The sequence below is a fragment of the Acidibrevibacterium sp. genome, assembly GCF_049965395.1.
GTDB lineage: Bacteria > Pseudomonadota > Alphaproteobacteria > Acetobacterales > Acetobacteraceae > Acidibrevibacterium > Acidibrevibacterium fodinaquatile.
The window spans coordinates 61,209-87,266 of the sequence record NZ_JBMFWJ010000005.1 but is presented as its reverse complement, the minus strand read 5'-3'; the positions used below and the strand labels follow the sequence as shown (position 1 = coordinate 87,266).

General features: G+C 65.3%; 27 protein-coding genes. 16 read left to right on the top strand and 11 right to left on the bottom strand.

Annotation, left to right across the window (positions count from 1 at the left end):
* The 4 genes from radC to ACP5M5_RS03255 all read right to left on the bottom strand — a co-directional run.
* Window positions 1–887, bottom strand: an 887-nt coding sequence (radC, locus tag ACP5M5_RS03270; RefSeq protein WP_427935519.1) for a RadC family protein, incomplete at its 3' end; no start/stop codon positions are given.
* 87 nt (window positions 888–974) lie between these two features.
* Window positions 975–1,247, bottom strand: coding sequence for an Lrp/AsnC ligand binding domain-containing protein (locus ACP5M5_RS03265; protein ID WP_427935518.1), 273 nt, complete (start codon window positions 1,245–1,247; stop codon window positions 975–977).
* A 105-nt stretch (window positions 1,248–1,352) separates the two neighbouring features.
* Complete coding sequence (locus tag ACP5M5_RS03260; RefSeq protein ID WP_427935517.1) at window positions 1,353–1,784, bottom strand: DUF488 domain-containing protein; 432 nt, start codon at window positions 1,782–1,784, stop codon at window positions 1,353–1,355.
* Window positions 1,768–2,118, bottom strand: a complete 351-nt coding sequence (locus ACP5M5_RS03255) for a carboxymuconolactone decarboxylase family protein (RefSeq protein WP_427935516.1) — start codon at window positions 2,116–2,118, stop codon at window positions 1,768–1,770. Before ACP5M5_RS03255 ends, ACP5M5_RS03260 begins: the two co-directional genes overlap by 17 nt.
* A gap of 224 nt (window positions 2,119–2,342) precedes the next feature.
* Between ACP5M5_RS03255 and ACP5M5_RS03250 the strand changes: the two genes are divergently transcribed.
* The 8 genes from ACP5M5_RS03250 (at window position 2,343) to ACP5M5_RS03215 (ending at window position 9,067) form a co-directional block, all read left to right on the top strand.
* A complete protein-coding gene (locus tag ACP5M5_RS03250; RefSeq protein WP_427935515.1) occupies window positions 2,343–4,100 on the top strand; it encodes a thiamine pyrophosphate-dependent enzyme in 1,758 nt (585 codons plus the stop codon).
* Window positions 4,097–5,167 (top strand): alpha/beta fold hydrolase, encoded by a 1,071-nt coding sequence (locus ACP5M5_RS03245; protein ID WP_427935514.1) that lies wholly within the window; start codon window positions 4,097–4,099, stop codon window positions 5,165–5,167. The genes ACP5M5_RS03250 and ACP5M5_RS03245 overlap by 4 nt, the downstream gene beginning before the upstream one ends.
* Window positions 5,168–5,213: 46 nt before the next feature.
* Complete coding sequence (locus ACP5M5_RS03240) at window positions 5,214–5,774, top strand: sigma-70 family RNA polymerase sigma factor (RefSeq protein WP_427935513.1); 561 nt, start codon at window positions 5,214–5,216, stop codon at window positions 5,772–5,774.
* A 2-nt stretch (window positions 5,775–5,776) separates the two neighbouring features.
* Window positions 5,777–6,436, top strand: coding sequence for an NrsF family protein (locus ACP5M5_RS03235; protein WP_427935511.1), 660 nt, complete (start codon window positions 5,777–5,779; stop codon window positions 6,434–6,436).
* A gap of 107 nt (window positions 6,437–6,543) precedes the next feature.
* Window positions 6,544–6,867: a DUF2282 domain-containing protein gene (locus tag ACP5M5_RS03230; RefSeq protein WP_427935510.1), complete on the top strand. Its 324-nt coding sequence runs from the start codon at window positions 6,544–6,546 to the stop codon at window positions 6,865–6,867.
* A 14-nt stretch (window positions 6,868–6,881) separates the two neighbouring features.
* Window positions 6,882–7,766, top strand: a complete 885-nt coding sequence (locus ACP5M5_RS03225) for a DUF692 domain-containing protein (protein ID WP_427935509.1) — start codon at window positions 6,882–6,884, stop codon at window positions 7,764–7,766.
* The gene (locus ACP5M5_RS03220) at window positions 7,750–8,592 is read left to right on the top strand and encodes a putative DNA-binding domain-containing protein (protein WP_427935508.1); all 843 of its coding nucleotides are present in this window, start codon (window positions 7,750–7,752) and stop codon (window positions 8,590–8,592) included. The genes ACP5M5_RS03225 and ACP5M5_RS03220 overlap by 17 nt, the downstream gene beginning before the upstream one ends.
* Complete coding sequence (locus ACP5M5_RS03215) at window positions 8,585–9,067, top strand: DoxX family protein (protein WP_427935507.1); 483 nt, start codon at window positions 8,585–8,587, stop codon at window positions 9,065–9,067. The genes ACP5M5_RS03220 and ACP5M5_RS03215 overlap by 8 nt, the downstream gene beginning before the upstream one ends.
* 50 nt (window positions 9,068–9,117) lie before the next feature.
* Here ACP5M5_RS03215 and ACP5M5_RS03210 read toward each other — a convergent pair whose 3' ends face one another.
* From ACP5M5_RS03210 to thrC, 4 genes are read right to left on the bottom strand one after another with little or no spacing between them, the layout of a single operon-like run.
* The gene (locus tag ACP5M5_RS03210; protein ID WP_427935506.1) at window positions 9,118–10,014 is read right to left on the bottom strand and encodes a Tim44 domain-containing protein; all 897 of its coding nucleotides are present in this window, start codon (window positions 10,012–10,014) and stop codon (window positions 9,118–9,120) included.
* A gap of 17 nt (window positions 10,015–10,031) precedes the next feature.
* Window positions 10,032–11,363: a TldD/PmbA family protein gene (locus ACP5M5_RS03205; RefSeq protein WP_427935504.1), complete on the bottom strand. Its 1,332-nt coding sequence runs from the start codon at window positions 11,361–11,363 to the stop codon at window positions 10,032–10,034.
* Complete coding sequence (locus ACP5M5_RS03200) at window positions 11,360–12,625, bottom strand: M16 family metallopeptidase (protein ID WP_427935503.1); 1,266 nt, start codon at window positions 12,623–12,625, stop codon at window positions 11,360–11,362. Before ACP5M5_RS03200 ends, ACP5M5_RS03205 begins: the two co-directional genes overlap by 4 nt.
* Window positions 12,625–14,055, bottom strand: coding sequence for a threonine synthase (thrC, locus tag ACP5M5_RS03195; RefSeq protein ID WP_427935502.1), 1,431 nt, complete (start codon window positions 14,053–14,055; stop codon window positions 12,625–12,627). Before thrC ends, ACP5M5_RS03200 begins: the two co-directional genes overlap by 1 nt.
* Before the next feature lie 495 nt (window positions 14,056–14,550).
* On the opposite strand from thrC, the gene ACP5M5_RS03190 reads away from it, so the two are divergent.
* Complete coding sequence (locus ACP5M5_RS03190; RefSeq protein ID WP_427935500.1) at window positions 14,551–15,684, top strand: alpha/beta fold hydrolase; 1,134 nt, start codon at window positions 14,551–14,553, stop codon at window positions 15,682–15,684.
* A 40-nt stretch (window positions 15,685–15,724) separates the two neighbouring features.
* Here the strand turns inward: ACP5M5_RS03190 and dut are convergent, their stop codons facing one another.
* The 3 genes from dut to ACP5M5_RS03175 are packed head-to-tail and all read right to left on the bottom strand — an operon-like array spanning window position 15,725 to window position 18,332.
* Entirely contained in the window at window positions 15,725–16,213 is a 489-nt protein-coding gene (gene dut / locus ACP5M5_RS03185; RefSeq protein ID WP_427935499.1) for a dUTP diphosphatase, read from the bottom strand.
* On the bottom strand, window positions 16,210–17,673 hold the full coding sequence (hydA, locus tag ACP5M5_RS03180; RefSeq protein ID WP_427935498.1) for a dihydropyrimidinase: 1,464 nt from the start codon (window positions 17,671–17,673) through the stop codon (window positions 16,210–16,212). Before hydA ends, dut begins: the two co-directional genes overlap by 4 nt.
* The gene (locus ACP5M5_RS03175) at window positions 17,670–18,332 is read right to left on the bottom strand and encodes a TetR/AcrR family transcriptional regulator (RefSeq protein WP_427935497.1); all 663 of its coding nucleotides are present in this window, start codon (window positions 18,330–18,332) and stop codon (window positions 17,670–17,672) included. Before ACP5M5_RS03175 ends, hydA begins: the two co-directional genes overlap by 4 nt.
* Before the next feature lie 142 nt (window positions 18,333–18,474).
* Between ACP5M5_RS03175 and ACP5M5_RS03170 the strand changes: the two genes are divergently transcribed.
* Genes ACP5M5_RS03170 through ACP5M5_RS03140 form a run of 7 tightly spaced genes read left to right on the top strand, consistent with a single transcriptional unit; the run spans window position 18,475 to window position 26,045 of the window.
* Entirely contained in the window at window positions 18,475–19,848 is a 1,374-nt protein-coding gene (locus ACP5M5_RS03170; RefSeq protein WP_427935495.1) for an NAD(P)-dependent oxidoreductase, read from the top strand.
* Entirely contained in the window at window positions 19,841–21,115 is a 1,275-nt protein-coding gene (preA, locus tag ACP5M5_RS03165; protein ID WP_427935494.1) for an NAD-dependent dihydropyrimidine dehydrogenase subunit PreA, read from the top strand. The genes ACP5M5_RS03170 and preA overlap by 8 nt, the downstream gene beginning before the upstream one ends.
* Window positions 21,112–22,377 carry a Zn-dependent hydrolase gene (locus ACP5M5_RS03160; RefSeq protein WP_427935493.1) on the top strand — a complete coding sequence of 422 codons (1,266 nt, stop codon included), beginning with the start codon at window positions 21,112–21,114 and terminating at the stop codon, window positions 22,375–22,377. Before preA ends, ACP5M5_RS03160 begins: the two co-directional genes overlap by 4 nt.
* Window positions 22,378–23,205 (top strand): ABC transporter ATP-binding protein, encoded by an 828-nt coding sequence (locus tag ACP5M5_RS03155; RefSeq protein ID WP_427935492.1) that lies wholly within the window; start codon window positions 22,378–22,380, stop codon window positions 23,203–23,205.
* 7 nt (window positions 23,206–23,212) lie between these two features.
* Window positions 23,213–24,097: an ABC transporter permease gene (locus ACP5M5_RS03150; protein ID WP_427935491.1), complete on the top strand. Its 885-nt coding sequence runs from the start codon at window positions 23,213–23,215 to the stop codon at window positions 24,095–24,097.
* Window positions 24,094–25,020: an ABC transporter permease gene (locus ACP5M5_RS03145; RefSeq protein ID WP_427935490.1), complete on the top strand. Its 927-nt coding sequence runs from the start codon at window positions 24,094–24,096 to the stop codon at window positions 25,018–25,020. Before ACP5M5_RS03150 ends, ACP5M5_RS03145 begins: the two co-directional genes overlap by 4 nt.
* 20 nt (window positions 25,021–25,040) lie before the next feature.
* The gene (locus ACP5M5_RS03140) at window positions 25,041–26,045 is read left to right on the top strand and encodes an ABC transporter substrate-binding protein (RefSeq protein WP_427935488.1); all 1,005 of its coding nucleotides are present in this window, start codon (window positions 25,041–25,043) and stop codon (window positions 26,043–26,045) included.
* Window positions 26,046–26,058: the final 13 nt, after the last annotated feature.

The window sequence follows — 26,058 nt, the reverse complement described above, 5'->3', positions numbered from 1 at the left end:
GTCATCTCCACATCCTCGGGCGAGGGCGTTGGGTCGCCGCTCGGATGGTTATGGACCAGGATGAGCGCCGAGGCGTGCAATTCCAGCGCCCGTTTCACCACTTCCCGCGGATAGACCGGCGTGTGGTTGACGGTGCCGCGCGCTTGCACTTCATCGGCGAGCAGATGGTTGCGGTTGTCAAGAAACAGCACCCGGAACTGCTCCACCCGTTCCCGCGCGAGCACGGCGTTGAGATAGTCCATCAGCCGGTCCCAATTATTGAGCACCGGCCTCGACAGCACCTCGGCGCGGGCAAGGCGCAAGGCCGCCGCCTGCACCAGCTTGATCGCGGCCACACCATGCACGCCAAGCCCGGGCGCGGCGAACAAATCGCGCTGGGACGCCGCGAGCACGGCGGCGAAACTGCCGAAATGATTGATGATCGCCTTGGCGAGCGGCTTGGTGTCGCCACGCGGCTGGGCGAAAAACAGCAGCATCTCCAATAGCTCGTAATCGGCGAGGGCCTCGGCGCCGCGCCCGATCAGCTTTTCGCGGAGCCGCGCCCGATGGCCGTGCGGCCCGGTGCTCGGGAAAGGAAGGGCCTCCGGATCGCTCGCTGCCGCCGCCGCGTCAGCATTGGCGGGTGGATCGGGTGCGATCGGCCGGGCAAGAAACTCGGCGACGTGATTGGCCGCCTCGGCAAAGCCCGGCATGACGCGCGGCGCCCGCTCGTCGACCGGCCACGGCACCGCACTCCACCCTTCCTCGGCCCGCGCCGAGGCGGTCAACGCCTGCCCCTCCGCCCCCGGCGAGGGCCAGGGTTGCGGCAAAGTCTCGCGCCGGGCGAAGCGCGCCAGTTTTCTCTTGCCTTGCAGGTCGCGCCACAATCCAGACAACCAGAACGACAAAACACCCTCCGCCGCCACGCACCATGGCATTGGAGAGATTAATATTTCAACCTAGAATAGCGTTCTGGATATAATTTTCACTTATTATTAACGATTGCCCTGCGCATCTCCACTGGCCGCGGCAAAGGCGTTGAAGGTGATCAGCGTGTAGGTGTCCTTCACCCCCGGCAATTTCTGGATGGCGTCCGTCACGAACAGGCCGATATCCTGCTCCGGCTCGAGATAGAATTTCCCGAGGAGATCGTATTGGCCGGAGGTCGAATAGAGTTCCGAAAGCTGCGCGATACTATCCGCCGCCTCCCGCGCGACGCGATAGGCCTCGCCCATCTCGCATTTGATCATCACGAAAATCGCCCGCATTTTACCCGCCTCCTTGCGATGGAACGAGAGCGTGACCGTTTAAGCCGGTATTGCCAGAGACGTGAGGCGCACGCTCCAGCGAGTGTCGAGCAGAGCATGACCGGGTCAATTTGATCCAGTCATGCCGTGGCCGGGCTTTTCCGGCGCCGCCTGCAACAGTTCGGCCAGCACCACGGCATTGTTATGCACGGTATCACCTGCGGCATAAACCAGGGTTATCGGCCCGGCCGCGGCCAGCGCCCGCAGATCCGCGAGCAAGGCCGCTTGGGCGCGCAATTCCGCGGCATAGCGGCGACGAAATTCTGGCCAGCGCGCCGGATCATGGCCAAACCAGCGGCGTAGTTCGTCGCTCGGGGCGATCTCCTTTTCCCAGCGCTGAATAGCCGCCTTGGCGCGGGAGAGGCCGCGCGGCCACAGGCGATCAACAAGGATACGGACGCCATCTCCCGCCGCCGGCGGATCATAAACGCGCTTGAGCTGCACCCCCATCGCTGCGTCCCCTGCCGCCGATGGCGAGGCCCTAGCGGGTCCGGTCATTTTTTTCGTCCTCGGCGAGGGCATCGATCATCAGCGCGGCATGGGCATAAGCGCCGCCGGCGCGCATCTCGGCGGCGACCCAGATCGCCTCCATCAACTCTTCACCCGTGGCTCCAGCACGTAGCGCCGCCTTGGTATGACCCTTGATGCAATAGGGGCATTGTGTGACATGGGCGATGGCGACGGCAATGATTTGTTTGGTCTTGGCCGGCAGCGCCCCCTCGGCGAACACCGCCTTGCCGAAGGCATTGAAAGCCGCCTCTGCCGCGGGCGCGAGTTCGCGCCGCTTTTGCGCCATCTCTCGTGTTGCGGGCGGATAGAGAGCTTCGGTCATGATGTTGCCTTTCATGCGACTGTAAAAAGAGAGACCGCCCAAGCAGCAACGCCTGCGCGCATGGGCAAAGTTCTTCTTACCACGGGAACAGGCATTTTTTATGCTTCTTTAAAAGAGGGAAAGCCCCCGTTCTGGTTGCTCCGCGCCTCGCTCGCCGATGGGTGACGGATCGTGCGGGGCGGCCTATGTTCGCCGCCGAAAAAGCCGCGAGGGAGGTTTGAGACATGGAACTGGCGCAAGCCCGCAAAGCCCGCATCGCCCCCCGCCCCGGCGGGCGGGTGCTCGCCGACGCGCTGGTCGCCAACGGTATCGACCATGTCTTCGCGGTCCCCGGCGAGAGCTATCTCGATGTGCTGGACGGGCTTTATGCGGTGCGCGAGCGGCTCAAACTCGTCACCTGCCGTTTCGAGGCCGGTGCCGTCGACATGGCGGAAGCCTACGGCAAGCTCACCGGCCGCCCGGCGGCGGCGATGGTGACGCGCGGCCCTGGCGCCTGCCATGGCGCGATTGGTGTTCATATCGCGCGGCAAGACAGCACCCCGCTTTTGCTGTTCGTCGGCCAAATCCCCTTCGCCGAGACCGATCGCGAGAGTTTTCAGGAAATCGACTACCGGGCGATGTTCGGCCCGATCGCCAAATGGGTGACGCAGATCGACGATGCGAAACGTATCCCCGAAATCGTCGCCCACGCCGTCGATGTCGCAACGCGCGGCCGGCCTGGCCCGGTGGTGATCGCGCTTTCGGAGGAAATGCAGCGCGACAGCGTCGCAGTCCCCGACATCGGTCCGGCGCCCGTCACCCGCCCCTTTCCCGATCCCGCCGCGTTGGCGAAACTGCGTGATCTGCTCGGGCAGGCGCGAAAACCGCTCGCCATTCTCGGCGGTTCCTGCTGGAGCGAGGCGGCGCGTGCTGCGGTCCGCGATTTCCTGCTCGGCCAGGATATTCCCGTCGCGGTGAGCTTTCGCCGCCAGCAACTCTATGATATGACGCTCGCGAATTTCGTTGGTGATCTCGGTGTCGGTTGCGATCCGGCTTTGGTCGCGAAAGTGCGCGAAGCCGATCTCATCCTCGCCTTCGGCACGCGGCTTTCGGAAGCGGTGACGCAAGGCTATACGCTGTTTGATCTCGCCGGCGCGACACCGATCGTGCATGTCTATCCCGAGGCCGAGGAAATCGGCCGCGTGTTTCGCCCCGCGCTCGGGATCGTCGCCGACCTCAACGTTTTTGCCGCAAGCCTCGGCGATCTCGCGCCGGTCGCACCGCGCTGGGGGGAATGGCGGGCGGAATTGCGCGCCCTGCGTGAGGCCGCGAGCGCGATCGCCCCTTATCGCGGCAAGCTCAACCTCTCTGAAATTCTCCATGAGTTGCAAACCCTGCTGCCGGCTGAGGCGATCCTGACCGGCGATGCCGGCAATTTCGCGGCCTGGGTCGCGCGGTTTATGAATTTCGCTGATGCCCAGCGTTTCATCGGGCCGACCAACGGCGCCATGGGCTATGGTGTGCCGGCGGCGATTGCGGCGAAGATCGTCTTTCCCGAACGCCTCGTTGTCGGCTTCGTCGGCGATGGCGGTTTCCTAATGACGGGCCAGGAAATCGCAACCGCTTTTCATCATGGCGTTGCCCCCATCATCTTGGTTTTCAACAATCAGATGTATGGCACCATCCGCATGCATCAGGAGAAATTCTTCCCCGGCCGCGTCTCCGGCACCACGCTCACCAATCCCGACTTCGCGAAATTCATCGAGGCGTTCGGCGGCCATGGCGAAACCGTGGCCACCACCGCGGAATTCGCCCCGGCGTTTCGCCGCGCCGTTGCCAGCGGCCGGCCGGCGGTGATCGAACTCGTCCAAGACCCCGAGCAGATCACCTCGCGCGCGACCATTGCCGAACTCCGCGCGCTGCGCCCGGCACCGCCCGCCAGTGTCGCCGCGAAACGCAAACCGCCGGCGCGCGTGCTTCCCAAGCATGGGAAAACGCGATGATCCGCATCGGATTGATCCTCGCATGCTTGCTTGCCGCGTTCGCAACGACGGCGCGGGCGCAGCCGGCGCTGGTGATTTACGAGAACGATTACACGCTGCACGACGTCACTTTCGCCAATGGCGAGCGGATCGCCGATCTTCGCCTGCATTACACCACCGTCGGCCTGCCGCTTCGCGATCGTGAGGGCCATGTCCTGAACGCGGTGTTGCTGCTGCATGGCACCACCGGCACCGGCAAGAATTTTCTTGCCCCAACGCTCGCCAACAATTTATTCGGCCCCGATCAGCCGCTCGATACCCGCAAATATTTCGTGATCCTTCCCGACGGCATTGGCGCTGGCGGCTCGAGCAAGCCTTCCGACGGGCTGCACGCCCATTTCCCGCATTATGGCTACATCGACCAGGTGGAGCTGCAATACCGCCTGCTGACAGATGTCTTCGCCGTGCCCCATCTTCGCCTCGTGCTCGGCACCTCGATGGGCGGGATGCAGACTTGGCTGTGGGGCGAACGCCATCCCGGTTTCATGGACGCGCTGGTGCCGATCGGCGCGATGCCGGCGGCGATCAGCGGCCGCAACATGCTCTGGCGCGAGATGGTGATCCGCGCCATTCGCGACGATCCCGGCTGGCTGGGCGGCGAATATGACCCGGCAAAGCCGCCGCGTCTTTGGCTTGAAACCGCGGCGCCGCTATTTGCGCTGATGACCGGCAACGCGGAGCGCCTGCAACAGGCGGCGCCGACACGCGGCGACGCGATCGCCCTTTACAACCGTCTCGTTGCCGAGGGGTATCAATGGGATGCGAATAACATGCTTTATACCTGGGAAAGCTCGGCCGATTACGATCCGGCGCCCGATCTCGATAAAATCACCGCGCCGCTACTCGCCATCAATTTTGCCGATGATCTCGTCAACCCACCCGAACTCGACATCATAGCGCCGGCGATGAAACGCGTAAAGCATGGGCAATACGTGCTTATTCCGCGCGGCGCGACCTATGGCCATCAGACCCTGAACTACGCCGATATCTGGGGCCATCTGGTGGCCGAGTTTCTCGCCAAGAATTAGCCTTGTCGTGTCGTAAGAGCTTGTACAATTTTTCCTAGGAGCGGGAATGAGCGCGAGCGAAGACGATCTCCGCGACTGGATGATCGCCGCCCAGGCCGGCGATCGCCGCGCGTATGAGCGCTTGCTCGCGTGTCTTGTCCCGGCGCTGCGCCGGGCCGCGCGGGGGCGCTGGCGACAGGCCGAGGCCGCCGATATCGAGGATGTGGTGCAGGAAACCCTGCTCGCGCTCCATGCCGCGCGGCATCTCTATGATCCCCGCCGTCCGCTGCTGCCCTTTGTCCATGGCATCTTGCGCCTGCGCGGCGCCGATGTCATGCGCCGCCGCTATCGCCAAAGCGGGCGCGAACGCGCCATCGACGAATTTTCTGAAACCTCTTCCCATTTCGCGACGAAGGAGGAACAGGAGGACCAGATCGATGCCGGGACGCTGCATGCGACCATCGCCCAATTGCCGGAGCGCCAGAGACAAGCGATCGAAATGACCAAGCTCAAGGAAATGTCGCTTGCGCAAGCCGCGCTGGCGAGCGGGATGAGCATAGCCGCCCTCAAGGTCGCGACCCACCGCGGGGTCGCGACACTGCGAAAATTGTTGCGAGGCGCGCGATGAGAATGGCGACCAACGACCTCGTGGCTGCGCTTGCCGCCGATCTCCGCCCGGTGCGCCGGATCGCGCCGGTCTGGTGGCGGACCTTGATGTGGCTGCTGATTTCTCTCCCTGCCGTCGGTCTCGTCGCCTGGCAGGCCGGGCTACGCCCCGATCTCGCCGCGCGCTTCATGGAGACGCGGTTTCTGCTCACCGAGATCGCCGCTCTCCTCACCGCGCTCAGTGGTTGCTACGCCGCTTTGTGCGCGGCATTGCCGGATCAGCCGGGCTGGAAGCTCGCGCTGCCTTTGGCGCCGCTGGCGTTGTGGCTTGGAACCCTTGGCGTGCAGTGCTGGGACGTTTTCCTTCGCCTTGGCCCCGCGGGACTTGCGCTGAGCGGCGATGCCATGTGTCTGTCGGCGATCGCCGAGGGCGGGTTGGCGCCGGCCTTGGTGATGGTGGTGCTGTTGCGCCGGGGGGGGGGATTTCGCGCGACCCACGCCTGTCTCTGCGGCGGGCTGGCGGCGGCGGCGCTCGGGGCGGCGGCGCTCCGCCTTTATTATCGCCAGGATGCAGCGATCATGGTCATCGTCTGGCAGCTAGGGTCGGTGGCCCTGCTGAGCCTGGTCGCTGCGATCTTCGGGCGGTTCTTCCTGCGGCCGGCGCCAGCGCCGATTTTGGTCTGAGGGCGATTTTTCGCGGCGTGCGAATTTCTGCGTAACCTCTCGCCCGGCTGCGGCGAAAGAGAGGGTGGCGGCTCGCTTCCGAGCCGCAGCAGAGCAGGAGATCTCAGATGAACCAAGTCAATCGCCGCCTCTTTGCCGCGTCCGTCCTTACCGCCGCGCTCGGCATTGCCGCCACGACCAGCCCTGGCTTTGCCCAGCAGGGAATGTCGCAGGACCAGATGATGAAAATGAAGCAGTCCAACATGGACCGCGCGAAAAAGGGCCATCTCGTCGCCTGCTATGGCATCAACGCCGCTGGCCGCAATGATTGCGCCGTCGGCGCCCATTCCTGCGCCGGCCAGGCAACCCAGGCGCGTGACCCCAACTCTTTCGTTCTCGTCCCCGCCGGCGATTGCGAGAAGATCGACGGCGGCAAGCTCAAGGCCGGCTGAGCAGGACACCGGCAATGGCCACGCCGCGCGCGGCCGGATGCCGGTGCGAGGCTGCGATCCCCGCGAGCGCGGGGATCGGGCTTCGCCTGCCGCATCATCAGGCGTTTCGCGATCAGCGCCCGGCGATCGCCTGGGTCGAAGCGCATAGCGAAAATTACTTGAGCGGCCCGGCTTTCGCCGAACTCCTGGCGATCCGGAACGATTATCCGGTGTCGCTGCACAGCGTCGGCCTTTCGCTCGGTGCCGCTGAGGGTCTCGATAGGCGCCACCTCGCCCGCCTCAAGGAACTCGCCCGCCGGATCGAGCCCGGGCTGATCTCCGAGCATCTTGCCTGGGGCGCCGTCGATCACGCCTTTCTCGCCGATTTGCTGCCGCTGCCGCTGACCGAGGAGAGCCTCGCCATCGTCGCGCGCCATGTGTTGCAGGCGCAAGACGCGCTGGGACAGCGGATTCTAATCGAAAACCCGGCCACCTATCTGCAATTCCGCCATTCGACGATCCCCGAGCCAGAGTTTCTCGCGGCACTCGTCGAACGCACCGGTTGCGGCCTCATTCTTGATATCAACAATATCATCGTCAGCGCCGGCAATCATGGCTGGGACGCCGAAGCCTATCTCGGCCGGCTACCTGGCGCGGCGATTGGGGAATTCCACCTCGCCGGTCATCGCCAGCGGGAGACGGAAATCGGCATGCTCCGCATCGATACGCACGACCGGCCCGTGGCGGCGGAGGTATGGGCGCTGTTCGAGGCGGCCCTCCGCCGCTTCGGCCCGCGCCCGACCCTCATCGAATGGGACCAGGCGATCCCGTCGCTCGACATTCTCCTCGCCGAGGCCGCTCGCGCCGCGCGCCGTCTCGCCCAGCTTAGCCGTGGTGGCGAAAATGCCGACGCTGCATGAGTTTCAGCGCCGCTTCCGCGCTGCTCTGACCGCAGCGAGCGGCGACGACCTTGCCGATATCGTGCAGGGTGAAGGCGCGGTGGCGCGGCTTGCGGTCTATCGCAATAATGTCCTCGGGACGCTGTCGGCTGCGCTTGGGCTCAATTTTCCTGCAACCGCGCGCCTGGTCGGGATCGATTTCTTCGCAGCCGTCACCGCCCGCTTCATTGTCGCAAGCCCGCCGCGAAGCGCCGATTTGCATGAATATGGCGAGGCGTTTGCGGCTTTTCTGGCAACCCAGCCGGGCATCACGGCGCGTCCCTATATCGCTGCCGTGGCGGCGCTTGAGTGGGCGGTCGCGCAGGCTTTGCACGCGCCGCTCGCACCGGCGCTCGAAGCGGCGCGGCTCGCGGCGCTGGCGCCGGAGGCACAGGCGGCGCTGCGCTTTCGCGCCCATCCCTCGCTTCGCTTGATTGCGACCAGCGGGCCGGCGCGGCCGATCTGGGAGGCGGTGCTCCAACCCGACGAAGCGCTTCGTGCACACGACCTCGCCGCCATCGATCTTGCCGCCCCCGGCGAATCCCTGGCCGTGCTGCGCGTGGGCGGAACGATCACGCTTCATCCGCTTGCCCCGGCGGCGTTCGCGTTTGCCCAAGCGCTGGCCGATGGCGAGACGCTGGCCGAAGCCCTCGCACGGGTGCCCCCCCAGTTGGCGGCGACATGGCTCGGCGAGTTTCTCGCCCAGGGTTTTTTTTGCGACGGCGAGTCTACGACGCCCGATCTGATCACATCGGATGCCGTGGAGCCCGATGACACTGGCTCCGTTGAAGGAGGTTGCCATGCCTGAGACAAGTTTTGACATCGCCCCCACGTCGGGCTGGCTGCCGCGCCTCGCGGCGTTGCTTTTGTGGGGGATCGGGCTTTTTGAGCGGATTCCCTATTGGCTGGTCGCGCTCACCGCGCGGCTCGCCCTGGCGCAAGTGTTCTGGAGTTCGGCGCAAACCCATCTCGCCAACTGGGACACGACGCTCACGCTGTTTTCCGACCAATACCAGGTGCCGCTGCTGCCACCCGATCTCGCCGCCGATCTCGCGGTGACGATGGAAGTGCTGACGCCGCCGCTGCTGCTGCTCGGCCTTGCTACCCGTTTCGCAGCGCTCGGGTTGTTCGGCATGACGCTGGTGATCGAAATTTTCGTCTATCCCGCGGCATGGCCGACCCATATCCAGTGGGCGGCGATGATTTTGCTGCTGATGGCGCGCGGGGCGGGAAGGCTCTCCCTCGATGCCGTGATCCGGGCGCGCTTTGGCCGGTGGCGGTGAGAGGCTGGGGCTGTCGTCCCAGCCGCCATCGCGGGCCAGAGCGCGCGCCGTTACCGCGCCTGTTGGATCGCCGAGAGAATCCAGGCCCCGCCCGGGGCGCGGAGGAAGGTCCAAAGCTCGGTCGCACTCACCCGTTCGCCCGGGCTGCCATCGACGACGCGGCCGGTCGCGTCCAACGTCACGTCGATCATCGAGAACTGCATCGCGACGGTAGCGTAATCGCGTCCATTCTCAGACCACGCCTCGGCGAGGTCGCCACGGTCGAGGCGCACGTCGCGCACCACGTTACGCACCCCCCGGCTGGTTTGCTCGGCGAGTTGCTCGGCGAAATAGCTCACCATTTCCGGGGTCGCGAGGCGGCGCAGCGCCGCGAGATCATGCGCGCTCCAGGCGGCTTGGATAGCGTATAAGGCTTGCTCGAAGGCCTGAAAATCGGCCGCGCCGATCGCCGGAGCTGGCCGCCCGCCGCCGGCTGATGCCGCACTCGGCGCGGCGCGGGCAGAGAATGGCACGAAGCCGGCGCCGCGCGGGCTCATGCCGGTTACGCGGCGGGCGAGGATGCGGACCAGCCAGACGATCAACGCGATCTGGATGACGAGGCCGATGATCCCCCCGAAACTGCCCATCCCCCAGAAAAATCCGTGCCCGAGCAGCATCCCGGCAAGTCCCGCGCCAATCAGGCCGCCGAACAGGCCGGAGAGGAACGACGGGCGCATCCCATTGCCGTATCCGCCCATCATGCCGCCGCGGGGGGTGGTGGGGGCGGTCAGGCTGCGTTGCAGCGGCGCCGTGTAGGGCGCGGTGTTGGTCGGGGGTGGCGCCGAATAGGTGCGGCTGCCGCGGCTGCCCATCGAAGACGAATCGCCCGCCCGTGCCAGCGCCGCGCCTGGTGCCGCGGCCATCGCGAGCGCCAGGAGAGCAGCCAAGAGCGGGATCAGACGGGGCATCGCGCACTCTCCTCGCGTTACGCGCCCGCCAGCGTCAGGCCATCCACGCGGATCGTCGGCGCGTCGGTGCCGCGGCGAAAGACGAGATCGTTCGCCGGGGTGAGATGGGCGAACATGTCGATCAGGTTGCCGGCGAGGGTGATCTCGGCGACGGGCTCGGCGATCTCGCCATGGCGGATCATGAAGCCGCTCGCGCCCCGGCTGTAATCGCCGGTAATGCCGTTGACGCCCATGCCGATCAGCTCGGTGACATAGACCCCTTCCGTGATATCGGCCATCAAGGCCGCCGGGCTCAGCGTTCCCGGCGCGAGATAGAGGTTGGTTGCGCTCGGCGAAGGCGGGCCGCCGGTTCCGCGCGCGGCACGGCCATTGGTGCGCAGGCCGAGCTGGCGGGCGCTGCGCAGATCGAGCAGAAATGCCCGCAAAACGCCGCCCTCGGCGAGCACCAGCGGCGCCGTGCGCTGGCCTTCGCCATCGAAGGGGCGCGAGCGCAGACCACGCCGGCGGAGCGGGTCGTCATGGATCGCGATGGTCGGGCCGAAGACCGGCTGATCCATCCGATCCTTAAGGAAGCTGGTGCCGCGCGCGATGCTCGCGCCATTGATCGCGGCGGCGAAATGCCCAACCAGGCTGGCGGCCACGCGCGGGTCATAGACCACCGGCAGACGCGCGGTTTTCGGCCGCACCGGATTGAGCCGCGCGACCGCGCGTTCGCCCGCCCGCCGCCCAAGCGCCGCGCCGTCCTCGAGATCGCCGCCATGGACCGCCGAAGCGTAATCGTAATCGCGTTCCATCGCCGTTCCCTGCCCGGCGAGCGCGGTGACCGAGAGGCTGTGGCTGCTGCGCGCATAGTGCCCGAGGAAGCCGGCCGAGGTCGCGAGCGTGATCTCGCTCCGGCTCCAGCCGGCTTCCGCGCCTTCGGAATTCGTCACGCCAGGGACGGCGAGCGCGGCGTCCTCGGCCGCCGTGGCGCGGCTGATCAGGGTCGCGGGGCTGGGCTCCTCGGGGTCGAGAAGATCGAGGAAACCGGCCTCCTGCGGCGTCGGTGGCGCTTCATCTAGCCCGGCAAAGGGGTCTTCCGGCACCACCCGCGCCATCGCAAGCGCGCGCGTGACCAATTCGGGAAAACCGGCGGGATCGGCGCTACCGGCCGAGACGATGGCGGCGCGGCGGCCGACAAAGACGCGCAGCCCGAGATCGCGCGCCTCCGCCCGCTCGATATGTTCGGTTTCACCGAGCCGCCGCGTGACCGCAAGCGAGGCCGAGGAGACCAGCACCGCATCGGCGGCATCAGCGCCGGCGGCGCGGGCGGCGGCAAGCAAATCGCCGAGCAGTTCGGGCCCGCTCATGCCGCGAGCCTTTCGGCGATGGCGGCAAGGCTCGGCACTTTGCCGGCCGGCCCGAGGGTTGCCAGCGTCGGCTTGGCGCGGAACAGGCGTGCAGCGATACCGCGGACATCATCGAGGGTGACCGCCTCGATCCGCGCGACGGTCTCGGCGACCGGGATCACGCGGCCGAAAACCTGCAACTGACGGGCGAGATTTTCGCAGCGCGAGCCGGTGTTTTCGAGCGACATCAACAGCCCGGCTTTCACCTGGGCGCGGGCGCGGGCAAGCTCGCGGGCGCCCACCTCGCTTTGCACCTTGCGCAATTCCTCGAGCGTCACCGGCAGCAATTCCGCGGCCTCGGCTTCGCCGGTGCCGGCATAGATGCCAAAGAGGCCACCATCGGCATAGGGCGCGGCGAAGGAATAGATCGAATAGACGAGCCCGCGCTTTTCGCGGATCTCTTGGAACAGGCGCGAGGACATGCCGCCGCCGAGCAACGTCGAGAGCAGCAACGCCGGGTAGTAATCGGGATCGGCATAGGCGCAGCCGGGAAACCCGAGCACGATATGAACTTGATCGAGATCGCGCGCTTCGCGGAACTCGCCGCCGCGATACTCGGAGGGGACCGGCGGCGGCGCGGACTGGGTCGCGAGATCGGCGAAATGTTCGGAGACCAACCGCACCAAGCCGTCGTGATCGAGGGCGCCGGCGGCGGCGATGACGATGTTCTCTGGCGTGTAGTGGCGCGCCATGTAGCGGGTGAGGGTTGCCCGCGACATCGTCTTGATCACCGCCTCGCGCCCGAGGGTTGGGCGGCCCATGGGCTGGTCGGGGAAAGCGGTTTCCTGAAAATGGTCGAAAATGATGTCGTCTGGCGTATCGTTCGCCTGGCCGATCTCCTGGAGAATGACGCCGCGCTCGCGCTCCAACTCCTCGGGGATGAAGCTGCTGTGGCAGAGGATGTCGCCGATGATATCGACGCCGAGCGCGAGGTCTTCCTTGAGCAGCTTGACGTAATAGGCGGTCTGCTCGCGCGCGGTATAGGCGTTGATATGGCCGCCGACGGCCTCGATCTCCTCGGCGATTGCGGCCGCGCTGCGCCGCTTGGTGCCCTTGAAGGCCATATGTTCGAGGAAATGCGAAACGCCGTTCTCGGCTAAGGTTTCATGGCGGGTGCCAGCGCCAACATAGGCGCCGAAGGAGACGGTCTCGACCCGTTCCATGCGTTCGCTCGCGATGGTGAGGCCGTTCGGGAGCCGGGTGAGCCGGATGGCGTCGCTCATTATGCGCTATTCCTCGTGGGCGGTTCGGGTCGGCTATTCTTGCGGGCAAAGGCGCCGATCAGGGATTCGACCTCGGCGAGGTCGGCCGGCGCCTCGGTCATCGCTTCTTCGCGTTCATATAGGTCGGCGAGCGGCTTGGGCAGAGGGGGGCGTTGGCCGGTCGCGCGTTCCATCGCGTCGGGAAATTTCGCCGGATGTGCGGTCGCCATGGCGATCATGGGGATGCCGGGGCCGGCGGGATGGGCGCTCGCGGCGGCGATGCCGATCGCGCTATGCGGGTCGGCGAGATAGCCGGTTTGCGTGGCGAGCCGGCGGATTTCCGCCTCCGTTCCGGGATCGTCGAGGCGGAAGCCGAAAAATAGCCGCCGCGCCCGCCGCCACGCCGCTTCCGGCACCGCCATCCGGCCGCTTGCGCGAAAATCCTGCATGATCGCGGCCGTCGCGCCGGCATCGCGGTCGACGAGCTCAAACAGCAACCGCTCGAAATTGGAACTCACGGCGATATCCATGCTCGGCGAGAGGCTGGGCTCGACCGGGCGGAGTGACATGTCATTGCCGGCGAGAAAGCGCGCCAGGATGTCGTTGCGATTGGAACCGACGACGAGGCGGACGATCGGCAGCCCCATGCGACGGGCGGCGTAGGCCGCCAGCACATTGCCGAAATTCCCGGTCGGTACCGCGAACGCGACCTCGCGCTCGGGCGCGCCGAGCGCGAGCGCGGTTGCAACATAATAGGGGATTTGCGCTGCGATCCGCGCCCAGTTGATGGAATTGACCGCCGACAAATGGTGCGCGACGCGGAACCTCGTGTCGGCAAACATCGCTTTCACCAGATCCTGACAATCATCAAAGGTGCCACTGATCGCGAGATTGAGGACGTTGGGCGCGCGGACGGTGGTCATCTGGCGGCGTTGAATGTCGCTCGTGCGACCCTTGGGGTGGAGGATCGCGATGTTGAGGCGGGCGCGATCTTGGCACGCGGCGATGGCGGCCGAGCCGGTATCGCCCGAGGTCGCACCGATCAGCGTGAGGCGCTGATCGCGCGCCGTGAGCACGTGGTCGAAGAACCGGCCGAGCAGTTGCAGCGCGAAATCCTTGAAAGCGAGCGTCGGGCCGTGGAACAGTTCCGCGGTGAAGAGATGCGGCCCGAGCTGGATCAACGGCACCGTCGCCGGATGGCGGAAAGCGCGATAGGCGTCGCGGCAGAGCGCCTCCACCGTCGCGAAGGGAATCGCCTCGCCAATGAAGGGCTGGAGCACGCGCGCGACGAGGGCCGGATAGTCGAGCCGGCGCAGCGCCCGCCAGTCGGCTGGGGCAAAATGGGGCCAGGCGGAGGGCACGTAAAGCCCGCCATCCTCGGCGAGGCCAGCGAGCAGCACCTCGGCGAAATCGCGGACCGGGGCGCCGCCGCGGGTGGAGACATAACGCATCGCGAACCTCTCTCCCCGGCGTGCGCGAAGGCGCCGGGCGCGGGCGGTTTAGCAGGCTTCTACGGGCATGGGGAGAGCGAAGCGGCGCGCTGCCCGTCGGTCAGGCTCTTCATTTCGTTGTCGTAAAGAGCGTTTTTTCGACAACCGAATAGCGGTTGCCATCGTCAAAGCTCGGAGAGCGAGCTTAGCAAGCACGGATTATTTCTCAAGGCCAGCCGAGAAATATACCATTCCTTAACGAAGCGACCATATCCTTTCTGTGAGGCCAGACGATTCGCGGCTTCACGTTTCCTCCCATACGCCGCACCGCGTGCCGTCTTGGCGGGTGTTGCGCACCTCAAGCGGCGCCCGCGACGCGAGGCGCCGCCTTTTTTCCCGGACGTTCCGCGTCCGCGGCCGGCTGTCATCACATTGCCGCGTCTTGACGGTGGGGCGGAGACACCCGGCCCGCCGGCGTGTAAACTCGCGCCCTCACCTCAATCAGCGAGAACGATCATGCCAGCCAAGTCAAAATCAAGCAGCAGCTCTGTCCCCTTCTTTTGGCCGATGCAGATCGCCGAGGAACTGGCGGAGAGCGGTGCCGCGGTCGTGGCGCGCAATCTCAAATTCCTCACGGAGGAAGAAAAGCTCCAAACCGAGCTGCAACCGAAGCTCGCGACCGCCCATGGTGTCCGTCTCGATCTCCGTACTATGCGCTTTTGCGAATATGGCAGCGCCGAGACCACGTCTGTCCCGACCATCGTCGATGCGCCTTACGCTGGCCACTCGGCGATGATCGCCGATTACCATCAGGGGCAAAGCCTGATCGAAACGCTACGCGACAATGGCGTCTCGCGGGTTTATCTCACCGACTGGAAATCGGCGACGCCGGATATGAAAGATCTCGAGATCGACCAGTATCTCGCCGAACTTGTCGTCTGCATCGACGATCTTGGCGGGCGCGCCAATCTCGTTGGCCTCTGCCAGGGCGGCTGGATGGCAGCGATGCTGGCGGCGCGGTTTCCCGAAAAGGTCCAAAGCTTGGTACTCGCGGGATCGCCGATCGACACGGCGGCCGGGCACGGGCCGCTCAAGCATCTTGTGCATGAGTATCCGCTCTCGTTTTACGAGGAGTTGGTGGCCGCCGGCGGCGGGCTGATGCTCGGCCGCTACATGCTCGAAGGCTGGAAAAACATGCATCCCGGGCAGCACTATATCCAGGACCATATCGATCTTTACGAACATATCGACGATCCGGTCTGGCTCAAGAAGACCGAGACGTTCGAAAGCTGGTACGAACATCCGATCAATCTCCCCGGCCGCTGGTATCTCCAGGCGATCAAGCAATTGTTCAAGGAGAACCATCTGGCGCGGGGCAGCTTCATCGGGCTTGGCCGCCGGCTCTCCTTGAAGGCGATCACCTGCCCGCTTTACCTGCTGGCGGGCGAGTCAGACGACATCACCCCGCGTGAGCAGGTTTTCGCGGCCGCCGGCCTGGTCGGCACACCGGCCGATCAAATCACCCAGAAACTGGTGCCCGGCGGCCATATCGGTCTGTTCATGGGGGCACGCACACTGCGCGAGCATTGGCCGGGCATCGCCGGCTGGATTGCCACTCAGTCAGACAAAACCCGGTCGGGCAAAGTCTAGGAAAAATCGTCGATGCCATGGGCGCCGGCGCGCACGCGCCTCAGCCGCGCCCGGTAGAGCCGAAACCGCCGTCGCCGCGCTCGGTCGCCGCGGAAAACGCGTCGACGACGGCAAATTCCGGCCGCAACACCGGGACGAACACCATCTGCGCGAAGCGCTCGCCGGGCGAGAGCGTGATCGCCGGGCCGCCCGGCGGATTGCGGTTCCAGGCACTGACCATGATCGGCCCGGTGTAATCGGGGTCGATCAGGCCGACGAGATTGCCGAGCACCAGGCCCTGGCGATGGCCGAGCCCGGAGCGCGGCAGAACCAGCGCGGCGACCGCCGGATCGCCGATATAAAGCGCGAATCCGGCGCTGATCAGCGCCGGCCTCTCGCCGGGGGCGAGCGTGAGCGGTGCATCGAGGCAGGCATGGAGATCGATCGCCGCCGCCATCGCCGATTGATAGCGCGGCAGCCCCCACGCAGTGAGCCGCGGATCGAGCGGCTTGACCTCGATCCGCGGGCTCGGCCGCGCCGGCGCGCTCACGGCGTATTATGGACGGCGGGCTTGCGCACCACCGCCTGCGGGCGCGCGAGATCGTTGCGCTTGCCAATCGCCGCGAAATAGGGCGGAAAACAAGGGCGATCGACATAACGCCCGGCGCCGCGCACGGCCCGGAGGTCACCATCCTTCCACGCCACCCGCCCTTGGCTCAGCGTCGCATAGGCGCGTCCTTGCACTTCCATCCCCTCAAACACGTTGAAATCGACATTTTGGTGATGGGTGCGCGCCGAGATGGTGCGTCGCCCCGCGGGATCCCAGAGAACGAGATCGGCGTCCGACCCCACGGCGACCGCCCCCTTGCGCGGATAGATGTTGAAAATTTGCGCGGTGTTGGTCGAGGTGATGCGCACGAACTCGCTCGGCGTGAGCCGCCCGCTCCCTACGCCGTGATGCCAAAGCACGCTCATGCGGTCTTCGATACCGCCGGTGCCATTCGGGATCTGCGTGAAATTATCTCGCCCCATCGCTTTTTGCGGCGCGCAGAAACAGCAATGATCGGTCGCGGTGGTTTGCAACTGCCCCGAGGTGAGGCCGGCCCAGAGCGCGTTCTGATGATGTTTGGGGCGGAAGGGTGGGCTCATCACGTGGGCGGCGGCGCGCGCCCAGTCGGGATCGCGATAGACGCTCTCATCGATCACCAGATGCTGGGCCAGCACCTCGCCATAGACGCGTTGGCCGCTCGCGCGGGCGCGGGCGATCGCTTGCGTTGCCTCCTCGGTCGAGACATGGACGATATAGAGCGGCGCGCCGAGCACGGCGGCGACGGCGATGGCGCGGTTCGCGGCTTCCCCCTCGACTTCCGGCGGGCGCGACAGCGCATGACCCTCGGGGCCGGTGATGCCGGCTTCCAAAAGCTTGCGCTGGAGATGATAGACGGCTTCACCGTTTTCGGCGTGCACGGTACAAAGCGCGCCGAGTTCGAGGGCGCGCCCGAAACTCGCGAGCAGAACGCCGTCATCGACCATGATGGCGCCTTTATAGGCCATGAAATGCTTGAAGCTGTTGACGCCGTGCTCGCGCGTCAAAATGCCCATCTCTTCGCGCACCTGCTCTGACCACCAGGTGACGGCGACGTGGAAACTATAATCAGCGGCCGCCTTTTCCGCCCAGCCGCGCCAGGTTTGATAGGATTCGAGGAGCGAGACACCGGGATTGGGGATGACGAAATCGATCGCCATGGTGGTGCCGCCGGCCAGCGCCGCGGCGGTGCCGGTGTAGAAATCCTCGCTCGCCGTCGTGCCCATGAAGGGCAGCTCCATATGGGTGTGCGGATCGATCCCGCCCGGCATCACCAGCATGCCGCCAGCGTCCAGGGTCTCGGCGCCGGCGGGCGCGGACAGCGCCGGGCCGATCGCCTGGATCACACCTTCGGCGCAGAGCACGTCGGCGCGAAAACTCGACTCCGCGGTCACCACCGTGCCGCCCCGGATCAGAACCGTCATGCCGTCCTCCTTTGTTGTTGCATCGTCTCATCGGCCGGCGCGATCCCGAGACCGCGCAGCACCAGCCGGGTGATGGTTGCCGCCCCGGTCGCGTAATCGCCGGTATCGAGTTTGTCGATACCGAGCACGGCGGCCATTTGCGTATCGAAATCGGCATAGGTCTGGGTCATCGCCCAGAGCGTGAAGAAAAGATGCCGGGGATCGACCGGCGCGATCAGGCGGCGCGCGATCCAGCCCTCGATCACCGCCGATTTTTCTGCAACTTTCCGCCGCAGCTCGAGCCCGAGATAGGCGCGGAGTTCCGGCGCGCCATGCAGGATCTCGGCGGCGAAGACCTTGGACGCATGCGGGCGCTTGCGCGAATGCGCCATCTTGGCGGCGATATAGGCGGAAAGTGCTGCGGCGGGATCGTTCTCGGGTACGATCGGGTCCATGTCATCGAGCCAGAGGGTGAGGATGTTTTCGAGCACCGCGAGATAGAGACGCTGCTTGGTGCCGAAATAATAATGCAGATTGGCCTTGGGCAGGCCAGCGGCCTCGGCGATGCGGCTCATCGTCGCGCCGGCGAAACCATGATCGGCGAAGACCCGCTCGGCGCACGCGATGATGTGCGCCCGCTGAGTCGCGCGGGTTCGCCCCGTGCCCGGCGTCTCGCCCAAATTTGCCCGTCTATTGCGCGATTTGCCCAAACTTCGATCACTCAAAAAAAATGCATGCCTGCATTGTGAAAGAAGTTGACCAGGCAGTCAATTTCTATCACGCTACACCGCAGAAACTCAGCAAACGGAGCCCCGCGCGCCCATGACCGGCCCCACCGACGCCTCCGCCGTTCCGGATATCGTCGCCCATCGCCGTCCATCGGCGGAAATCGCCGGCGATTTCGTCGATGCCCACCCACCGCTTTCGCCGGATGCCGCGATCGTCGAGGCCAACCGCTGCTATTTTTGTTTCGACGCCCCCTGCACCGCGGCCTGCCCGACCGGGATCGATGTCCCCGGCTTCATCCGCGGCATCGCGACCGGCAACCTGGCCGGCGCCGCCATCAAAATTCTCGAGGAGAATATTTTCGGCGGAAGTTGCGCCCGCGTCTGCCCGACGGAGATCCTCTGCGAGCGCGCTTGCGTGCGCATGAAGGAGGAGGAACGCCCGGTCGCGATCGGCGCCTTGCAGCGGCGCGCGACCGATTGGCTGATGGCGCGCAACCGCCATCCCTTCGTTGCCGCCCCGGCGAGCGGGCGGCGCATCGCCGTCGTCGGCGCCGGCCCCGCCGGCCTCGCCTGTGCTCATCGCCTCGCCCGCGCCGGCCACCGCGTCGAGGTGTTCGAGGCGCGCGGCAAGCCCGGCGGGCTCAATGAATATGGCATCGCCGCCTACAAACTCCCCGATGATTTTGCCCGCCGCGAAATCGATTTTCTTCTCGGCATCGGTAATATCAGCATCACCACCGGCCGCACGCTCGGGGTCGATTTTTCGCTCGCGAGGCTACGGCGCGATTATGACGCCGTCTTCCTTGGCCTTGGTCAGGGCGGCGTGAACGCGCTCGGGATCGAGGAGACGCCGCTTTTCGGTCTTGAAGACGCGGTCTCGTTCATCGCCCGGCTGCGTCAGGCGCCGGACAAGGCGGAGATCCCGATCGGGCGCCGTGTCGTGGTCATCGGCGGCGGCAATACCGCGATCGATGCCGCGACCCAGGCGCGTCTCCTTGGCGCCGAAGATGTTACGATCGTCTATCGCCGCGGGCCTGCGCAAATGTCGGCAACCCGTGATGAGCAGGCCTGGGCGCAGACCCATGGCGTCACCATCCGTCATTTCGCAACGCCGGTGCGGGTGATCGGCGAGGAGGGCGCGGTGCGCGGCGTGGTTTTTGCGCGCACCCGCCTCGATGAGCAGGGCAGGGTCGTGCTCGCGGGCGGCGAATTCACCCTCGGCGCCGATCAGGTCTTCAAAGCCGTCGGCCAGCGCTTCATTCTTCCCGAGCATGAGGATTTTCCGGTGGTACGCGATGGCCGGATCGTCGTCGATGCGGCGCGCCGCACCAGCCTTGCCGGCGTTTATGCCGGCGGCGATTGCGTCGCCGGGGTCGATCTCACGGTGCGCGCGGTCCAAGACGGCAAGATCGCAGCGATGGCGATCGATGCCGTGCTGGCCGGGGAGAAGGAGCACGCCCATGGCTGATCTTCGCCTCGAATTTGCTGGCATCAAGGCGCCGAACCCGTTCTGGCTTGCCTCGGCGCCGCCGACCGACAAGGAATATAATGTCGTCCGCGCCTTTCGCGCCGGTTGGGGCGGCGTCGTCTGGAAGACGCTCGGCGAGGATCCGCCGATCGTCAATGTCTCCAGCCGCTACGGCGCGACCTCGTTCAACGGCGCGCGGATGGCGGGATTTTCTAATATCGAGCTGATCACCGACCGCCCGCTCGCGGTCAATCTGCGCGAGATCAAAACGGTCAAGCGCGATTGGCCGGATCGCGCCGTGATCGTCAGCCTGATGGTGCCGTGCGAGGAGGAAAGCTGGCGCCGCATCCTGCCGCTGGTCGAGGAAACCGGCGCTGACGGGATCGAACTCAATTTCGGCTGCCCGCATGGCATGTCAGAGCGCGGCATGGGTTCGGCGGTCGGCCAGGTGCCCGAGTATGTCGAGATGGTGACGCGCTGGTGCAAGCAGCATTCGCGCATGCCGGTGATCGTCAAACTCACGCCCAACATCACCGATATCCGGGCGCCGGCGCGGGCGGCCAAGCGCGGCGGTGCCGATGCCGTCTCGCTGATCAACACCGTCCAATCGATCGTCGCCGTCGATCTCGACGCCATGGCGCCCGAACCGGTGGTCGGCGGGCAGGGGTCGCATGGCGGCTATTGCGGCCCGGCGGTAAAGCCGATCGCACTCCGCATGGTCGCCGAGATCGCGCGTGATCCAGAAACCGCGGGGCTTCCGATTTCCGGCATCGGCGGGATTTCGACCTGGCGCGATGCCGCCGAATTCATCGCGCTCGGCGCAGGCTCGGTGCAGGTTTGCACCGCTGCGATGCATCGCGGGTTTCGGATCGTCGAAGACATGGCGGCTGGGCTTTCGAACTGGATGGACGAGAAGGGCTATGCCCGGATCGCCGATTTCAGCGGCCGCGCGGTCAAGAATTTCGTCAATTGGGAGGCGCTCGATCTCAACTACAAAACCATCGCCCGCATCGATCAGGCGCTTTGCATCCAATGCGGCCTTTGTTACATCGCTTGCGAGGATACTTCGCATCAGGCGATCGCGTTCACACGCGAACAGGGCGGGCGGCATTTCTCGGTGATCGACGCCGAATGCGTCGGCTGCAATCTCTGCTACCATGTTTGCCCAGTGGAAAAGTGCATCAGCATGGTTTCTGTGGCAACTGGCAAGCCGAAATTGACCTGGAAACACCACCCCAACAACCCTCTCCGGGAGGCCGCGGAATGAGCCAGAAAGCCACCAATCTCCGCATCAATGCCGAGCGGCTGTGGGAGACCATCATGGAGACCGCGCAAATCGGCGCGACCGCCAAGGGTGGCGTGCGGCGCCTGACGCTTTCTGATCTCGACCGAAGGGTGCGGGATTGGTTCGTCGATGCCTGCAAGAAAGCCGGGTGCAGCATCACCGTCGATGACATGGGCAATATTTTTGCGCGCCGCGCCGGCAAGAATCCCAATCTCGCGCCGATCGCGGTCGGAAGCCATCTCGATACGCAGCCCTCGGGCGGCAAATTCGATGGCATCATCGGCGTTCTCTCCGGCCTCGAATTGCTGCGCACGCTGAATGAGGCCGGGATCGAGACCGAGGCGCCGATCGAAGTTATCGACTGGACCAATGAGGAGGGCTCGCGCTTTGCCCCCGCGATGCTCGCCTCAGGCGTGTTCGCGGGCAAATTCTCGCGCGAGTACGCCTATGCCCGCGCCGATCGTGACGGCAAGAGTTTCGGCGAGGAACTCGAGCGGATCGGCTATCGCGGCGAGGCGCCGTGTGGCGCGCACCCGCTTTCGGCGTTTTTCGAACTCCATATCGAGCAAGGGCCGATCCTGGAAGCGGAAGGCAAAGTCATTGGCGTCGTGACCGACGTCCAGGGGATGCGTTGGTACGAGGTGACGGTCGAGGGCGAGGATTGCCACGCCGGCACGACGCCGATGCCGATGAGGAAAGACGCGTTGCTCGCGAGCGCGCGGATGATCACGGCGATCAACGCCGTCGGCCGCCGCCACGCGCCGCACGCGGTCACGACCGTCGGGTTGATTGAGGCGCAGCCCAACAGCCGCAACGTCATCCCCGGCAAGACGTTTTTCACCATCGACATCCGCCACCCGCACGATGCCGTGCTGGCGACGATGGAGGACGAGATTACCCGCGAACTCGAGGCCATCGCCGCGGCGTGCGGGGTTTCGCTTGCGTTGGAGCGTGTGTGGAATTCGCCGCCGGTGCCGTTCGCCAAGGAGTGCGTCGATGCGGTGCGCGAGGCGGCGCGTGATCTCGGGCTTCCCTCGCGCGAGATCATCTCGGGTGCCGGGCATGACGCGGCTTACGTCGCCGCGGTTGCGCCGACGGCGATGATCTTTGTTCCCTGCGAACGCGGCATTAGCCATAATGAACTCGAAAAGGCCGAACCCGAGCATGTCGCGGCGGGGGCCGATGTGCTGCTCCGCGCCGTGCTCGCGACCGATGCCCGGCTGGCGGAGGGGGTACGAGCCTGAATGGCGGAGATGGCGCTGCTTGAGACGGCCATGCGCGGCGAGACGGTGATCCCGGCGGCGGTGGTATCGGCGCGCGATGTCTCCTTGGTGTTTGACGCCGGTGGCCAGCGCGTGACCGCGCTCTCGGGGGTTGATCTCAGTATCGCGGCCGGGGATTTCGTCTCGCTCATCGGCCCGTCCGGCTGTGGCAAGACGACGCTTTTGCGCGCCATCGCCGATCTCGAACGCCCGACCTCGGGGTCGCTGCTGGTCAACGGCATGACCCCAGAGCAAGCCCGCCGCCGCCGCGCCTATGGCTATGTCTTTCAGGCGCCGGCGCTCTATCCATGGCGCAACGTCGCGCGCAACGTCATGCTGCCGCTCGAGATTATGGGGATGGCGCGGAGCGAGCGCGAGAGCCGGGCGGCGCGTTATCTCGGCCTTGTCGGGCTCGGCGATTTCGCGCGCAAATTCCCCTGGCAGCTCTCCGGCGGCATGCAGCAGCGGGTTTCGATTGCACGTGCACTCGCGTTCGAACCGCAACTTCTCCTGATGGACGAACCGTTCGGCGCGCTCGACGAAATCACCCGCGACGGGCTCAATCTCCATCTCCACGAGCTCTGGCGGCGCACCGGCATGACGGCGGTGTTCGTCACGCACTCCATTCCCGAAGCGGTGTTTCTTTCGACCCGCATCGTTGTCATGTCGGCGCGGCCGGGGCGTGTCGTCGAGATTATCGAGAACGATTTGCCGGCGATGCGTGATCTCGATCTGCGTGAGACCCCGGCTTTCCTCGCCGTCGCCCACCGGGTGCGCGAGGCGTTGCGCGCCGGGCATTCCTATGATTGAGCGCTAGATGCGTTGCGGCCGCACGCCGTTCGCGCGGGAAGGCGTGGTTTTGCCGCTGATTGCGATCATCGGCGTGTTGCTGATCGTTTGGTATCTCGGCGCGATTTTCCTCAACGCGCCGCAAGCGCGCGAACAGTTGGCGGAAGGGGCGGGGGCGCGTGATCTCGTCGCCGCCACCTGGTCGATGACGCGGCCGGTTTTGCCGGCGCCGCATCAGATCGCGGTCGAACTCGAGCAAAGCCTGTTTACACATCCGGTGACCTCGCCGCGCAGCCTCGTCTATCACGCTTGGGTCACGGTTTCGGCGGCGCTCGCCGGGCTCGGTTTTGCGCTCGCGCTCGGCCTTCTGCTCGCCATCGGCATCGTTCATGTCCGTCTGCTCGACCGCTCATTGATGCCTTGGGTGATCGCGAGCCAGACGGTGCCGGTCTTGGCAATCGCGCCGATGGTCGTTGTCGTGCTTGGCAATCTCGGCATCACTGGGTTGCTGCCGAAAGCGGCGATTGCCGGCTATCTCGCATTTTTTCCCATCACTGTCGGTATGGTGAAGGGTCTGCGCGCGCCTGATCCGCTGCAGCTCGATCTCCTGCGCACCTATGACGCGCGGCCGGCGCAGGTGTTTTCGCTGCTGCGCTTTCCGGCCTCGCTCGGGTTTTTGTTCCCCGCTCTCCGCATCGCCGTGACGCTCGCCCTGGTCGGTGCGATCGTCGCGGAATTGCCGACCGGGGCGCAGGCCGGGCTCGGCGCGCGGCTGCTCGCGGGCTCCTATTATGGCCAGACGGTGCAGATCTGGGCGGCTTTGTTCATGGCGGCGGCGATGTCGATGCTGGGTCTCGCCGCGGTGTCGCTGATCGAGACGCTGGCGGCGCGCAGCCGGGGGGGGCGGCTATGAAGCGGGCGCCGCTGATCTGGGCTGGCCTCGGGTTGATTGCGGCAACGCTCGCGCGGATCGCGGTCGTGCATGCGATACCCGCTGCTGCGCTCGCGCTCGCGGTGATCGCGGTCTTTACGCTGTTTCTCGCGATGGTGGGATTCGCCCGCGGCGAGGGATGGTTCGCCCGCCTTGCAACGCCGGTCTTGTTCGGCCTTCTCTTGCTCTGGCTCTGGGAGATGCTGGTTCTCGGGTTGGCAATTCCTTTCGTGCTCCTGCCGCCGCCGACCGCGATTGCGCGCGCATTCGGCATCCATCTCGCGCTGCTCACCCAGGATTTCGCGCAGACCTATCTCCACGCCGTCATCGCCGGCTATGCGCTTGGCTGCGGCGCTGGCTTCCTGGTCGCGCTCGCGATCGACCGCTCGTCCTTCCTCAAGCGTGGGCTTTTGCCGCTGGGCAACATGATGAGCGCCATGCCGATCGTCGGCATCGCGCCGATCATGGTGATGTGGTTCGGGTTCGAATGGCCGTCCAAGGCCGCGGTCGTCGTGGTGATGACGTTTTTCCCGATGCTGGTGAACACCACCGCCGGCCTTGCCGAAGCCGGCGCGATCGAGCGCGATCTGATGCAAAGCTATGCCGCAAGTTACCCCGCGACGCTGTGGAAGCTCCGCTTGCCCGCGGCCCTGCCGCATATTTTCACGGCGCTCAAGCTCAACTCGACGCTAGCCTTGATCGGTGCGGTGGTCGCCGAGTTTTTCGGAACCCCGATTCTCGGCATGGGGTTTCGCATTTCGACGGAGGCGGCGAAGATGAATCTCGATCTGGTCTGGGCGACCATCACCGTCGCGGCCTTGGCCGGCTCGCTGAGTTTTGGCGCGCTGGCGCTGCTCGAACGTGCCGTGACGTTCTGGCATCCATCGTTTCGCGGCTCATCGTAAACGCATCGAAGGGGGACATAATGAAGAGATCACTGCTGCTTTCCGCTATCTTTCTTGCCGGAAGCCTGATGCGCCCGGCGCTTGCCGCCGATCCGCTCACCCTGCAGCTCAAATGGGTGACGCAGGCGCAATTCGCCGGCTATTACGTCGCCAAGGCCAAGGGATTTTACAAGGATGAAAATCTCGACGTCACCATCAAGCCCGGTGGCCCGGACATCAACCCCTCGCAGGTGATCGCCGGCGGCGGCGCCGATGTCGTGGTCGACTGGATGCCCTCGGCGCTCGCAACCCGGGAAAAAGGTGTGCCGCTCGTCAATATCGCGCAGGTGTTCCAGAAATCCGGCCTCGAACTCACCTGCCGCAAGGATAGCGGCGTGCGCACGCCGAAGGATTTCCGGGGCAAGACGCTCGGCGTGTGGTTCGCCGGCAACGAATATCCGTTCCTCGCCTGGATGGCGAAGCTGAATTACACCACCTCCGGCCCCAATGCCGATGTCAAGGTTTTGAAGCAGGGTTTCAACGTCGATCCCTTGCTGCAGAAACAGGCGGCGTGCATTTCGACCATGACCTATAACGAATACTGGCAATTGATCGAGGCCGGCATGAAGCCTGATCAGCTCGTCGTGTTCAAATACGAGACCGAGGGGGTTGCGACCCTGGAAGACGGGCTTTACGCGCTACAGCCGAAGCTCAACGATCCGAAAATGGTCGATCGCTTGGCGCGGTTTCTGCGCGGCTCGATGAAGGGCTGGCAGTATGCGATGGATCACCAGAAAGAGGCGGTCGCGATCGTGCTCGACAATGACACAACCGGCGCCCAGACCGAGCGGCATCAGACGACGATGATGAGCGAGGTCGCGAAGCTCATTCCCGGCAGCAGCCATGGCCTCGGCTATCTCGAGCCAGCGTCTTATGAGCGCACGGTGGACGAGCTGCTCGCTGGCAAATCCGATCCGGTGATCTCCAAACGCCCCGAGGACGCAACCACTCATGCCGTCTGGGACAAGGCTTTCGCCCAGAAATAACGTTCTCGGCTTC